14 protein-coding genes are annotated in these 13021 nt (G+C 64.8%); 13 read left to right on the plus strand and 1 reads right to left on the minus strand.

Annotated elements, in window-relative coordinates; all coding sequences use genetic code 11:
* Nucleotides 1-103 precede the first annotated feature (103 nt).
* The 13 genes from HU230_RS37185 to phoB all read left to right on the plus strand — a co-directional run bounded on the left by HU230_RS37185 (nucleotide 104) and on the right by phoB (nucleotide 12060).
* Nucleotides 104-1498: an OmpA family protein gene (locus HU230_RS37185; RefSeq protein ID WP_176533939.1), complete on the plus strand. Its 1395-nt coding sequence runs from the start codon at nucleotides 104-106 to the stop codon at nucleotides 1496-1498.
* A 2-nt stretch (nucleotides 1499-1500) separates the two neighbouring features.
* Nucleotides 1501-1797, plus strand: coding sequence for a hypothetical protein (locus HU230_RS37190; RefSeq protein ID WP_176533938.1), 297 nt, complete (start codon nucleotides 1501-1503; stop codon nucleotides 1795-1797).
* A 109-nt stretch (nucleotides 1798-1906) separates the two neighbouring features.
* The gene (locus HU230_RS37195) at nucleotides 1907-2497 is read left to right on the plus strand and encodes a TetR/AcrR family transcriptional regulator (RefSeq protein WP_176533937.1); all 591 of its coding nucleotides are present in this window, start codon (nucleotides 1907-1909) and stop codon (nucleotides 2495-2497) included.
* Nucleotides 2494-3402, plus strand: a complete 909-nt coding sequence (locus HU230_RS37200) for a haloalkane dehalogenase (protein ID WP_176533936.1) — start codon at nucleotides 2494-2496, stop codon at nucleotides 3400-3402. The genes HU230_RS37195 and HU230_RS37200 overlap by 4 nt, the downstream gene beginning before the upstream one ends.
* 18 nt (nucleotides 3403-3420) lie before the next feature.
* Nucleotides 3421-3648 carry a SelT/SelW/SelH family protein gene (locus tag HU230_RS37205; RefSeq protein WP_176533935.1) on the plus strand — a complete coding sequence of 76 codons (228 nt, stop codon included), beginning with the start codon at nucleotides 3421-3423 and terminating at the stop codon, nucleotides 3646-3648.
* A 354-nt stretch (nucleotides 3649-4002) separates the two neighbouring features.
* Entirely contained in the window at nucleotides 4003-5058 is a 1056-nt protein-coding gene (locus HU230_RS37210; protein WP_224943987.1) for a putative bifunctional lysylphosphatidylglycerol flippase/synthetase, read from the plus strand.
* An 84-nt stretch (nucleotides 5059-5142) separates the two neighbouring features.
* Nucleotides 5143-6456, plus strand: a complete 1314-nt coding sequence (locus HU230_RS37215) for an ATP-binding protein (protein ID WP_176533934.1) — start codon at nucleotides 5143-5145, stop codon at nucleotides 6454-6456.
* Between the two features lie 136 nt (nucleotides 6457-6592).
* Nucleotides 6593-7603 (plus strand): phosphate ABC transporter substrate-binding protein PstS, encoded by a 1011-nt coding sequence (pstS, locus tag HU230_RS37220; protein WP_176533933.1) that lies wholly within the window; start codon nucleotides 6593-6595, stop codon nucleotides 7601-7603.
* 230 nt (nucleotides 7604-7833) lie between these two features.
* Nucleotides 7834-8823 carry a phosphate ABC transporter permease subunit PstC gene (gene pstC / locus HU230_RS37225; protein WP_176533932.1) on the plus strand — a complete coding sequence of 330 codons (990 nt, stop codon included), beginning with the start codon at nucleotides 7834-7836 and terminating at the stop codon, nucleotides 8821-8823.
* 4 nt (nucleotides 8824-8827) lie between these two features.
* Nucleotides 8828-9673 carry a phosphate ABC transporter permease PstA gene (gene pstA, locus HU230_RS37230; RefSeq protein ID WP_163153113.1) on the plus strand — a complete coding sequence of 282 codons (846 nt, stop codon included), beginning with the start codon at nucleotides 8828-8830 and terminating at the stop codon, nucleotides 9671-9673.
* Nucleotides 9670-10491, plus strand: coding sequence for a phosphate ABC transporter ATP-binding protein PstB (gene pstB, locus HU230_RS37235; RefSeq protein ID WP_173639192.1), 822 nt, complete (start codon nucleotides 9670-9672; stop codon nucleotides 10489-10491). The genes pstA and pstB overlap by 4 nt, the downstream gene beginning before the upstream one ends.
* 11 nt (nucleotides 10492-10502) lie before the next feature.
* Nucleotides 10503-11219 (plus strand): phosphate signaling complex protein PhoU, encoded by a 717-nt coding sequence (gene phoU / locus HU230_RS37240; protein ID WP_176533931.1) that lies wholly within the window; start codon nucleotides 10503-10505, stop codon nucleotides 11217-11219.
* Nucleotides 11220-11349: 130 nt separating this feature from the next.
* Nucleotides 11350-12060, plus strand: coding sequence for a phosphate regulon transcriptional regulator PhoB (gene phoB / locus HU230_RS37245; protein WP_016844067.1), 711 nt, complete (start codon nucleotides 11350-11352; stop codon nucleotides 12058-12060).
* A gap of 148 nt (nucleotides 12061-12208) precedes the next feature.
* Here phoB and HU230_RS37250 read toward each other — a convergent pair whose 3' ends face one another.
* Nucleotides 12209-12721 carry a GcrA family cell cycle regulator gene (locus HU230_RS37250; RefSeq protein ID WP_092123046.1) on the minus strand — a complete coding sequence of 171 codons (513 nt, stop codon included), beginning with the start codon at nucleotides 12719-12721 and terminating at the stop codon, nucleotides 12209-12211.
* Between the last annotated feature and the right edge of the window lie 300 nt (nucleotides 12722-13021).

Genomic DNA, 13021 nt, shown 5'->3' on the forward strand with positions numbered 1-13021 from the left:
TATCCCGATCCAATATGGCGCCCCCGCCATGGCCTTTGATTTGGGGTTTGACAGTCAGCCAAGGGTTTGTTTTCTCTCTGGTTCCAGACCCGCAGGACGCTGAATGCACGGACTTTTCAAGTGGAGTAGCAAGTGGTGGCCGGGGGTGATTCCACTGGTCGTCCTGTGGGGTATCGCGGCCTGGACCAGCACGGCAACGGTCGAGGCGGATCTTGCTGCGCGCTCCAATGCCGCACTCAAGGACACCGTGCTCGACAAGCGCCGCATCAGCGTCGACGGCCGCGACGTGACCTTTGCGGCCAATGCCTTCTCCGAGGACGGCCGTCTCAGTGCAGTGGCGTCGGTCGAGGCCGTGCCGGGCGTGCGGCTGGTCAACGACGAGACCCGCCTCGTTGCTGAGGCCAAGCCCTTTGTGTGGTCCGCCGAACGCGACGTGGTGCGGGTGACGCTCGGCGGCAATGCGCCGCTGCCGTCGAGCAAGAGCAAGCTGACCGAGGCCGCGAAGGCCAGTCTCGGCGGTGTCGAGGTGGTAGATCAGATGGCGCTCGCCCGTGGCGCGCCGTCGCGGTTCGACCCGGCGGCGCTGTTGCTGCTCGACCAGATCGGCAAATTGAAGGAAGGCAAGATCACGCTGACCGACAACAAGGTTGCTCTTGCCGGCATGGCGCGCGAGCTCGGCGGCCGCGAAGCGGTCGCGGCGGCGCTGAAGAATCTGCCGGAGGGCTATTCGATCGCCGCCAACGACATCAAGGCGCCGCCTTACGTGTTCCAGGCCTACAAGGATCCGGTCGCGGTGACGCTGACGCTGACCGGCTACGTGCCCGACAACAACGTGCATGCCGCGCTGGTCGCGGCCGCCGGCCGCAAGTTCTTCAGCGAAAAGGTGGTCGACAATCTCAAGGCCAGCATCGGCGCGCCCTCAGGGTTTGCGGCGGCGGTGGTGCCTGCGCTCGGCGCGCTGTCGCGGCTGTCGACCGGGACGCTGGTGGTGTCGGACCGCGAGGTGAAGCTGTCGGGCGATGCGCTCTATGATGCCGCGGCCGGCCAGATCCGCGACGGGCTCGGCAAGGATTTTCCGCAGGGCTGGCAATACAAGGCCGAGGTCACAGTCAAGCCGGCGGCGGCGCCGGTCGATCCGACGGTGTGTCAGCAGCTGTTTTCCGAGATCCTCTCCAAGGGCAAGATCCGCTTCGAGTCCGGCAAGGCCGACATCGTTCCTGACTCCGCCGGTCTGCTCGACCGCCTGATCGAGACCGCGATGCGCTGTCCCAATGCGACGATCGAAGTCGCCGGCCATACCGACAGCGACGGTGAGGAGGCGGCCAACCAAGCCTTGTCGGAGCGCCGCGCGCAGGCCGTGGTCGATTACCTCGTGCGCGCCGGACTGCCTGCCAACCGCTTCACGCCGATCGGCTATGGCAGCACGCAGCCGCTCGCCGGCAACGAGAGTGAAGACGGCAAGGCGCAGAACCGCCGCATCGAATTCGTGGTGAAGTAGCGATGACCGTGCTTGCGACATTCTTCTGGGGTTGGCTGCTCGGCGCCGCGCTGCTCGGCTTCGGCATGGGCTGGATCGCGGTGGTGCATCGGGCGCAGGGCGTCTCGAAGATGTGGATGCGCTGGCTCGCGCTGCTCGCCGCCGCGCTGGTCGCGGCATCGTTTGCGCGGGTCGTGCCCGGCCGCTTCGGCTACTGGCTCGATCTCTTCCTGGTCATGTTCGCGCTCTATCTCGTCGGCTGCGCGATCGGCTCCTGGCTGCGCGACTGGGTGGTCTCGCGCAGCAGGCCCGCGAATTGACCCCCAAACCCTTGACCCAACAGGACTGAGCGGCGCCGCCGAGCGCAGGGCGAGCTGCATGCATTTTACCGCTTGACATTAATACGTACGTACGTATTAAGTTATGTCCATGCCAAAACCCTCTCTCCGCGATACCATCCTCGACGCCGGCCTGAAGGAAATGTTCCGGACCGGCTATCACGGCACCAGCGTGCGCGACGTCACCGCCGCAGCCGGCGCGCCGCAGGGGTCGTTCACCAACCATTTCCGCTCCAAGGAGCTGTTCGCGTCGGAAGTGCTCGACCGCTACTTTCTCTATGTGCGCGGCCTCGTCGCCGAAGCGCTCGGCGACACGACGCTGCCGCCGCGCGACAGGCTGCGGCGCTATCTCGATCTGATCACCGGCAAGCTCGCGCATGACGGCTTCACCCGCGGCTGCCTGATCGGCGATTTCAGCCTCGAGGCGTCGGGCTCGAGCGAGATGCTGCGCGAGCAGCTCGACGAGATCTTCCGGGAATGGCGTGCGCCGTTTGCGGCCTGCATCGCCGAAGCTCAGGCCAAACGCGAGATCGCGTCCGACTTCGATCCCGATGCGCTTGCCGATTTCCTGCTCGCATCCTGGCAGGGCGCGATGTTGCGCATGAAGGTCGAGCGCAGCGCGGCCGCGCTCGAGCGTTTCAAGACGATCGCCTTCCAAACCGTGTTCAAGGAGTTGCCATGACCATGTCTGCCGATATCAGTCTGCATCATCGCTCGGTGTTCGGGACCACGATGGCCTATCGCGAGCTTGGGCGCAGCGACGCGCCGCACGTGTTGTTCCTGCACGGCAATCCGACCTCATCCTATATCTGGCGCAACATCATGCCGCTGGTGGCGCCGGTCGGGCACTGCATCGCGCCCGACCTGATCGGCTACGGACAGTCCGGCAAACCCGACATCGCCTACCGCTTCTTCGACCATGCGGACTATCTCGATGCGCTGATCGACGAGCTCGGCATCAGCTCGGCGTATCTGGTCGCCCAGGATTGGGGCACGGCGCTCGCGTTCCATCTCGCGGCGCGCCGTCCGCAACTCGTGCGTGGGCTCGCCTTCATGGAGTTCATCCGCCCGATGCGGGATTGGTCCGACTTCCACCAGCACGAGGCTGCCCGGGACACGTTCCGGAAATTCCGCACGCCGGGAGTGGGCGAAGCGATGGTCCTCGACAATAATGCGTTCGTCGAACGCGTGCTGCCCGGCTCGATCCTGCGCACGCTCAGCGAGGAGGAGATGGCCGCCTACCGTGCGCCGTTTGCGACGCGCGAGAGCCGCAAGCCGACCTTGATGCTGCCGCGCGAGCTGCCGATCGCAGGCGAACCCGCCGATGTCGATCAGGCGCTCACTGTCGCGCATGCGGCACTTGCGGCATCGACCTATCCGAAGCTGCTGTTTGCGGGGTCTCCCGGAGCCTTGGTGTCGCCGGCCTTCGCCGCGGATTTCGCGGCGAGGCTGCAGCATTGCGCGGTCATTCAGCTCGGCGCGGGCGCGCATTATCTGCAGGAGGATCATCCGGAGGCGATCGGTCGCTCGGTTGCAGGGTGGATCGCCGGCATCGAAGCCGTGAACGCGCAACATCTCGCAGCATGAGCGATGGGAGAGCACGCCATGACCGACCTCTCGATCACCTATTGCCGTCCCTGCGGCTACGAGAAGCGCGCCAGGGAAGCCGCCGCGCTGCTGCGCGATCGCCTTGGCCTCGATGCGGAGCTGCTGCCCGGCAAGGGCGGCATCTTCGAGGTCAGGCTTGACGGCAATGTGATCGCCAAGCGCGTGAAGGGGCATTTCCCCGATGCCGCCGAAATCGTCAGCGCTGTGACTACGGCGCGGGCATAAAAATCTACGCTGGCTCGCCTCGTCGCCGTCGCATCACCATTGCGGCGGCGATTTTCGCTGCGCGGGCGCCGCGGCGTCGCTTCTGCTTCCCGTAGTTTCCCGGATGGCCTTGCGCGCCGTTCGGCGGGCTAACTGCCGCACGTCGATGTCAAGTCTTGTCGAAGATGGCGAGAAACGCGCATATTTGTGCACCCGCTGTCATGAATCATCCCTAATATCTTGAAGATGCGCGTTTTATTGTCGTTTGACGAATTCCACTCCGGCTTAAAACGCGCTACAGGGGTCGGGGCACAGCGAAGCGCCGGCGGGGTTCGCCCGGGAGCCGCCGTCGCGGGATCGCAATTCGAGGTCTAGATGCTGGAAGCAATACGCAGGGCGATGGCGTTTCTGCGCCAGAAGCAAATCCTGCATCGGCTGGGTGTTGTCATCAGCATCGCCGTCATCGGCATCGCCTGCTACGTCCTGTATCATATGCTGCGCGGCATCGACACCAATGAGGTGCTCGAGGCCATCAAGAGCACCGAGCCGCGACAAATCGCGCTGGCGGGACTGTTCGTCGCAGCCGGCTACTTCACGCTGACCTTCTACGATCTGTTCGCGGTGCGCGCGATCGGCCACGCCCACGTGCCCTATCGCGTCAATGCGCTCGCGGCATTCACCTCCTATTCGATCGGGCACAATGTCGGCGCCAGCGTCTTCACCGGCGGCGCAGTGCGCTACCGGATCTATTCGGCCTGGGGATTGAACGCGATCGACGTCGCCAAGATTTGCTTCCTCGCCGGCCTGACCTTCTGGCTCGGCAATGCCGCGGTGCTCGGGCTCGGCATCGCCTATCATCCGGAAGCCGCAGCCAACATCGACCAGCTGCCGCCCTGGCTCAACCGGACGCTCGCGTTCGGCATCATCATTGCGCTGGTCGCCTATGTGGTCTGGGTCTGGACCCAGCCGCGGGTGGTCGGCCGCGGTCCCTGGACGGTGACCCTGCCGGGCGGCCCGCTGACGCTGCTGCAGATCGCGATCGGCATCGTCGACCTCGGCTTCTGCGCGCTGGCGATGTACGTGCTGGTGCCGGACGAGCCCAACCTCGGCTTCGTCGTGGTCGCTGTCATCTTCGTGTCGGCGACCCTGCTCGGCTTCGCCAGCCACTCCCCCGGCGGGCTTGGGGTGTTCGACGCCGCCATGCTGGTCGGCCTCTGGCAGATGGACCGCGAGGACCTGCTCGGCGGCATGCTGCTGTTCCGGCTGCTCTACTATATTGCGCCGTTCGTCATATCTGTAATCTTGCTGACGTTTCGGGAGGTTATCGTCGGCGCCCGACTCAAGCGGCTGCCGCAGACTGATTCGGGTCCCCGCGCTGAGCCGCATCATGAGGCGGTTCTGGTCCGCAAGCGCGGTGATTCCGGGGTCTGATGACGCGGCCCGATGCCTCCCGAGGGACGGTCGATCTGACCACGCCTGGGCGAGACATGAACCGACGGGAAGAAAGCCGCCGCAATGGCCATTGACGATACGCCGCATTCGATTTTCTCGCCCTGGCCCGATCGGCTGCGCCATTCCGCGCTGATCCTGCTTGCCGCAGCGCTGGCATTGAGCGTGGTGGTCGCGCTCGGCGAGTTGTCGCTGGTGCGCGCCTGCGCGGTGTTCGTCTGCATCGCGGCCGCGGCGCTGGTGCCATGGCGGCTGCATGATGCCGGCACCTCGCGCGAGGATGTCCGCCACGGCAATCCGGTCGAGGCGACCGCCGTCAGCGCCGTCGTCGCCGGCATGCCGGACCCGGCCGTGCTGCTCGACCGTGCCGGCCGCGTCATCCATCTCAACACCGCCGCGGCCCAGCTGGCGCCGGCCCTGCGCAAGAACGAGCTGGCGCAATTTGCCCTGCGTTCGCCGGAGATTATCACTGCGTTGCGCGAGGCGATCGCGACCACCGAGCCGCGCCGCGCCACCTACTCCGACCACGTTCCGGTCGATCGCTGGATGGAATTGGTGATCACGCCGGTGCCGGTGCCGACCCAGTTCGGCGGCACCGAGAAATGCATGCTGATGACCTTCCACGATCTGACGCCGCTGCGCCGGGTCGAGGAGATGCGCGCCGATTTCGTCGCCAATGCCAGCCATGAGCTCCGCACGCCGCTCGCCGCCTTGTCCGGCTTCATCGACACGCTGCAGGGGCCGGCCCGCGAGGACGCCCGGGCGCGCGAGCGCTTCCTCGGCATCATGCACACCCAGGCCACCCGCATGGCCCGGCTGATCGACGACCTGCTGTCGCTGTCGCGGGTCGAGCTGTCGGCCCATGTGCGGCCCGAGGCGTCGATCGATATCGTGCCGATCATCCGCCAGGTGGCCGACGGGCTCGAGGCGCTGGCCAGCGAGCGCCAGGTCGAGATCGACGTCGACCTGCCGCCGACCTCGGTCACGATTGCGGGCGACCGCGAGGAACTGCTCCGCCTGTTCGAAAACCTGATCGAGAACGCCCTCAAATACGGCGCCTCGGGCGGCCGCGTCATAGTGTCGCTCAATCAGGCCGTTTCGGGCGCATCGGGCGAGGGGAGCCCCGAAATCCGTGTCATGGTACGGGATTTCGGCCCTGGCATCGCCCCGGAGCACCTGCCGCGGCTGACCGAGCGGTTCTACCGGGTGGACGTCGGCGACAGCCGTAACCAGGGCGGAACCGGCCTCGGATTATCGCTGGTGAAACATATTCTTAACCGTCATCGCGGGCGTCTTCTGATCGAGAGCGTGCCGAACAATGGCGCGACCTTTACCGCCTGTTTTCCCCGGCCGAAGACCCCGTTACCGACCCAAAGCTAAGCGTTTTCAGTCGCTTAGTACTGTCATCCAACTGTCATCCAACCTTCGTAAAAGCAGCACCGACCGCTCCTAGATGGACCGGCGTGGGCGCGATCGGGCGCAATTGGCGCTTCGCTCACAAGATGGAGACCACCCCATGAATTTCATCAAAGCTATCGTCGCTGCCGGCCTGGTCGCCGCTTCGACGTCGGCCTTCGCTGCCGATATTACCGGCGCCGGCGCAACGTTCCCGTTCCCGATCTATTCGAAATGGGCTGACGCCTACAAGAAGGACACCGGCAATGGCCTGAACTATCAGTCGATCGGTTCCGGCGCCGGCATCAAGCAGATCCAGGCCAAGACCGTGACCTTCGGCGCGACCGACGCGCCGCTCAAGGCCGAGCAGCTCGAGAAGGACGGCCTCGTCCAGTGGCCGATGGTGATGGGCGCGATCGTTCCGGTCGTGAACCTGGAAGGTGTCAAGCCGGGCGATCTCGTGCTCTCCGGCGAAGTGCTCGGCGACATCTATCTCGGCAAGATCACCAAGTGGAATGACGCGGCGATCGCCAAGCTCAATCCGAAGCTGACCCTGCCGGCCGACGCGATCACCGTCGTGCGCCGTTCGGACGGTTCGGGCACCACCTTCAACTTCACCGACTACCTCTCCAAGTCGAACGCCGACTGGAAGTCCAAGGTCGGTTCCGGCACCGCGGTCGAGTGGCCGGTCGGCGTCGGCGCCAAGGGCAACGAGGGCGTTGCCGGCAACATCGGCCAGACCAAGAACGCGATCGGGTATGTCGAATACGCCTATGCCAAGCAGAACAAGCTGACCTACACCGCGCTGGTCAATAAGGCCGGCAAGACCGTACAGCCGACGATCGCCGCCTTCCAGGCTGCTGCGTCGAACGCTGATTGGTCCAAGGCTCCCGGCTACTACGTGATCCTGACCGACCAGCCGGGCGAAGCCTCCTGGCCGATCACCGCGGCGACCTTCATCCTGATGCACAAGGACTCGACCGACAAGGCGGCCTCGCAGGAAGCGCTCAAGTTCTTCAAGTACGCCTTCGAGAAGGGTGGCAAGGCGGCCGAAGAGCTCGACTACATCCCGATGCCGGAATCGGTCGTCAAGCTGATCGAGAAGACCTGGTCCTCGGACATCAAGAGCTAAGTCCGACGCTTTGAACAACACCTGTGCCGCCTCCCAAGGGCGGCACAGGTCGACCGATTGAGATCCGGGCTCCATCACCGCGGCAAGAAACGCGGGGCGGGGACCGCGGTTCGCGCCCCGGGTGGCGCAAGCCGGACCGACGCCCGGCCAAATGCGTCAGTGAAGATCGCTTCGGGGCGTAGCGGTTTGCGTAGCTTTCACATAGTAATGAGGGGATTGGCGTGGCAGACATGGCTGTTCAGAGCGATGTGATGGAAGCCGCGGGACCTTACGATCGCGCCAAGGCCCTCAGCGCCTTCAAGCTCGGTGATCTCACCTTCTATTGGATCACCCGTGTCTCGGCGATCTCGGTCCTGTTGATCCTCGGCGGCATCATCCTGTCGCTGATCGCCGGCGCCTGGCCGGCGATGAAGGAGTACGGCTTCGCCTTCCTCTGGACGCAGCGCTGGGCGCCCTCGGCCGATCCGCCGGTGCTCGGCGCGCTCGGCCCGATCTACGGCACCTTGATCACCTCGGTCATCGCGATGCTGATCGCCATTCCGGTCGGCATCGGCATCGCCATCTTCCTCACCGAGCTCTGCCCGCAAATGCTGCGCCGCCCGATCGGCATCGCCATCGAGCTACTCGCCGGCATTCCCTCGATCATCTACGGCATGTGGGGCTTCTTCGTGCTGGGCCCGTTCCTGGCCAACACGTTCCAGCCCTTCATGATCCGGATCTTCGAGGGCGTCCCGGTGCTGGGTGCGGTGTTCGCAGGTCCGCCGTCCTATCTCAGCCTGTTCAACGCCGCGCTGATCCTCGCGATCATGGTGCTGCCCTTCATCACGGCAATCTCGGTCGACGTGTTCAAGACCGTGCCGCCGGTCCTGAAAGAAGCCGCCTACGGCATGGGCTGCACCACCTGGGAAGTCGTCCGCAGCGTCGTGATCCCCTACACCCGGGTCGGCGTGATCGGCGGCATTATGCTGGCGCTCGGCCGCGCGCTCGGCGAGACGATGGCGGTGACCTTCATCATCGGCAACTCGTTCCGCATCTCGTCGTCGATCTTCGCGCCGGGCACCACGATCTCGGCGGCGATCGCCTCCGAATTCGCCGAGAGCGACGGCCTGCACCAGTCCGGCCTGATCCTGCTCGGCCTCTTGCTGTTCGTGCTGACCTTCTTCGTGCTCGCCGGCGCGCGGCTGATGCTGATGCGGCTTGAAACGAAAGCGGGGAAATAGGGCCATGAACCCGATCTACAAATCCCGCCGCCGCAGCGACATCGTCATTCGCGCACTCTGTGTCGGCGCGGCGCTGTTCGGCGTCACCTGGCTGGCGCTGATCCTGTTCACGCTGGTCTATAACGGCCTTGCCGGCCTCAGCGTGCAGCTGTTCACCCAGAACACGCCGCCGCCGGGCTCGACCGAAGGCGGCCTGCTCAACGCCATCGTCGGCTCGGTCATCATGACGGTGATCGGCGTCGGCATCGGCGCGCCGCTCGGCCTGTTCGCCGGCACCTACCTCGCCGAGTACGGCAAGCACGACAAGCTCACCTCGGTGATCCGCTTCATCAACGATATCCTGCTCAGCGCACCCTCGATCATCATCGGCCTGTTCATCTATGGTGCGGTGGTGGTGCCGATGCGCGGCTTCTCGGCGATCGCAGGCAGTCTCGCGCTCGCCGTGATCGTGATCCCGGTCGTGCTGCGCACCACCGAGGACATGCTGCTGCTGGTGCCCAATCCGCTGCGCGAGGCGGCTTCCGCGCTCGGCCTGCCGCGCTCGCTGGTGATCAAGCGGATCGCTTATCGTGCTGCGCGTAGCGGCTTGATCACCGGCGTGCTGCTGGCGACCGCCCGTGTCGCCGGCGAGACCGCGCCGCTGCTGTTCACCGCGCTGTCGAACCAGTTTTTCAGCTGGGACTTGACCAAGACGATGGCCAACCTGCCGGTGACCATCAACAACTTCGTGCAGAGCCCCTACGCCTACTGGAAAGAGCTGGCGTGGAGCGGCGCACTGCTGATCACATTCACCGTGCTCGCGCTGAATATCGGCGCGCGTATCCTTGGTGCCGAAAGGGCCGCAAAATGACCGAGCTCTCCGTTTCAACCAGTAACCCGAGCCACGTTGCACCGCATACGCCGCTGCCGGAAGCGCCGCCGAAAGTCACGGTGCGCAACCTTAACTTCTATTACGGCGAGCACCACGCGCTGAAGAACATCAACCTGACGCTGGGTACCAACCGCGTCACCGCGTTCATCGGACCGTCCGGCTGCGGCAAGTCGACCCTGCTGCGGATCTTCAACCGGATGTACGACCTCTATCCCGGCCAGCGCGCCACCGGTCAGCTGATGCTGGACCAGACCAACATTCTCGATCCCAAGCTCGACCTCAATCTGCTCCGCGCGCGGGTCGGCATGGTGTTCCAGAAGCCGACGCCGTTCCCGATGACGATCTACGAGAACATCGCCTTCGGCATCCGCCTCTACGAGAAGATCTCGAAGTCCGAGATGGACGACCGGGTCGAGAAGGCGCTGCGCGGCGGCGCGCTGTGGAACGAGGTCAAGGACAAGCTGAACGCTTCCGGCCTGTCGCTTTCCGGCGGCCAGCAGCAGCGCCTGTGCATCGCGCGCACCGTGGCGGTGCGGCCCGAGGTGATCCTGTTCGACGAGCCGTGCTCGGCGCTCGATCCGATCTCGACCGCCAAGGTCGAGGAGTTGATCCAGGAGCTCTCCGAGGACTACACGATCGCAATCGTCACCCACAACATGCAGCAGGCGGCGCGCGTCTCCGACAAGACCGCCTTCATGTATCTCGGCGAGCTGATCGAGTTCGACGACACCAACAAGATCTTCACCTCGCCGAGCGATCGACGGACTCAGGATTACATCACCGGCCGGTTCGGCTGAGGAGATACAAGATGGCTTCTGAACATACCGCCAAGGCATTCGACAGCGACCTGCAGGAGTTGACTCGCCTGGTCGCCGAAATGGGCGGCCTCGTCGAGCGGATGATCACCGAGTCGGTCGACGCGCTGATCCGTCGCGACGTCGCGCTCGGCAAGCGCGTGGTCGCCGCCGACATCGAGATCGACAAGCTGCAGCGCGTCATCGAAGAGCGCGCGGTGCTGACGATCGCCCGCCGCCAGCCGATGGCGATCGACCTGCGTGAAATCGTCAGCGCGATGCGCGTGGCCACCGACCTCGAGCGGATCGGCGACCTCGCCAAGAACATGGGCAAGCGCGTCGCGGCGCTGGAAAGCGATTTCCAGCCGCTGAAGCTGATCCGCGGCCTGGAGCACATGACCGACCTCGTGCTGTCGCAGGTCAAGTCGGTGCTCGACGCCTATGCCGCGCACGATCTGCCGGCGGCGATGAACGTCTGGAAGGGCGACGAGGAGGTCGATGCGATCTGCACCTCGCTGTTCCGCGAGCTCTTGACCTACATGATGGAGGATCCGCGCAACATCTCGTTCTGCATCCATCTGATGTTCTGCGCCAAGAACATCGAGCGGATCGGCGATCACGCCACCAACATCGCCGAAACCGTGTTCTACATGATCGAGGGCCAGCAGATCACCGACAAGCGCCCGAAGGGCGACATGACCAACTTTGCCACCACGGTGCCGGGTACCTAGGACATGATCCGCAGGCGCGGGGCCGGATTGTCTTCACGACAAGTCGTCTCCGCGGGGATTATGGTCAGGAAAGTAAGCGTTTCGGTTTGCGTCTGGGCAACGGATCACCACAGAGAGAGAATTTAAACCGATGAGCGCACGCATTCTGGTAGTCGAAGACGAGGAAGCGCTGACGACACTGTTGCGCTACAACCTCGATGCGGAAGGCTACGATGTCGAAACGGTCGGGCGCGGCGACGATGCCGACACCCGCCTGAAGGAGCGCGTTCCCGACCTCGTGGTACTGGACTGGATGCTGCCGGGCCTGTCCGGCATCGAGCTGTGCCGCCGCCTGCGGGCGCGTCCCGAGACCAAGCAGCTTCCGATCATCATGCTGACCGCGCGCGGCGAGGAGAGCGAGCGCGTGCGCGGGCTTGCCACCGGCGCCGACGACTACATCGTCAAGCCGTTCTCGGTGCCGGAATTGCTGGCACGGGTGAAGGGCCTGCTGCGCCGCGCGAGCCCGGAGCGGCTTGCAACCGTGCTGACCTACGGCGACATCGAGCTCGATCGCGAGAAGCGCCGCGTGGCGCGCTCGGGACGTCCGATCGATCTCGGTCCGACCGAGTATCGGCTGCTCGAATTCTTCCTCGAGCATCCCGGCCGCGTGTTCAGCCGCGAGCAGCTGCTCGACAGCGTCTGGGGCCGCGACATCTATATCGATGAGCGTACCGTCGACGTGCACATCGGCCGCCTGCGCAAGCTGCTCAATCCGGGCCGCGAGCAGGATCCGATCCGCACCGTGCGCGGCGCCGGTTATGCGCTCGACGACCGGTTTGCCAAGGCCGAGCCGCAGCCGTAAGGCTTGCACGGCAACCTCAAGCCACAACACGGCGTTGTCCCGGCTTTCGCCGGGACGACGCTGGTGGATACTTCCGCGCTACGATCACACAAAAAAATCCCCGCTTTCGCGGGGATTTGTTTTTGCAGTCCAGGCAGTTTCCCGAGTGCTACTTGATCTGTGGCTTCGCCGACGGCCGGCGGCGATCGTTGGCGGGCTGGTAGGCAACGCGCGAGTGATGCGCGCAATAGGGCAGGCCGGCGAGCGCCTTGCCGCCGCAGAAGAAGAATTCCGGGCTCGAGGGATCGCCGACCGGCCAGTGGCAGGTGGCCTCGTTGAGCTCGAGCAGCGACAGCCGCTGGCTCATCGGCACCACGTTGTCGAAGGAGATCGGATCGGGCTCCATCTCGACCTCGAAGGCGTGCGCAAGCGCGGTGTTGCCGCGCGAGACCGGGCGCGCCACCCGCATCATGTGCTGGGCGGGGCGGGCCTTGCGCTGCCGCGGCGCGGCCGTGGAGGGGGCCTTGGCGCGGCCGGAGAGGCCGAGCCGATGCACTTTGCCGATCACGGCGTTTCGCGTCACATTGCCAAGTTCCGCCGCGATCTGGCTGGCCGAGAGGCCGGATTCCCAGAGCTTCTTCAGCTGCTCGACGCGATCGTCGGACCAGGTCAATACAGTCATCGCATTCTTCCTTTCGCATGGCGCCGGCCACTCATCGGAGCGGCGCTGCGAGCCAATCTGGACAAATATCCCTGCGGCCAGAATCCCTTAGCCCTCGCCGGGCACGGTGTTGCGCCCGAACGTTTACACGAGACACGAAGGCTACTTAGAGGGTCCAGTACTGCCGCACGAGATGTCGTACCCGACAGGCCAAACGCTACAATATGGCGTGACTCTGGCGCAAGAGTCCGCGGCCGTGCGTCCACATGTTCCCACAAAGTTAAGCATTGCTATGAGGCTTTTCCACCGCACCGGAATGCT

The organism is Bradyrhizobium quebecense (genome assembly GCF_013373795.3).
Taxonomy (GTDB): domain Bacteria; phylum Pseudomonadota; class Alphaproteobacteria; order Rhizobiales; family Xanthobacteraceae; genus Bradyrhizobium; species Bradyrhizobium quebecense.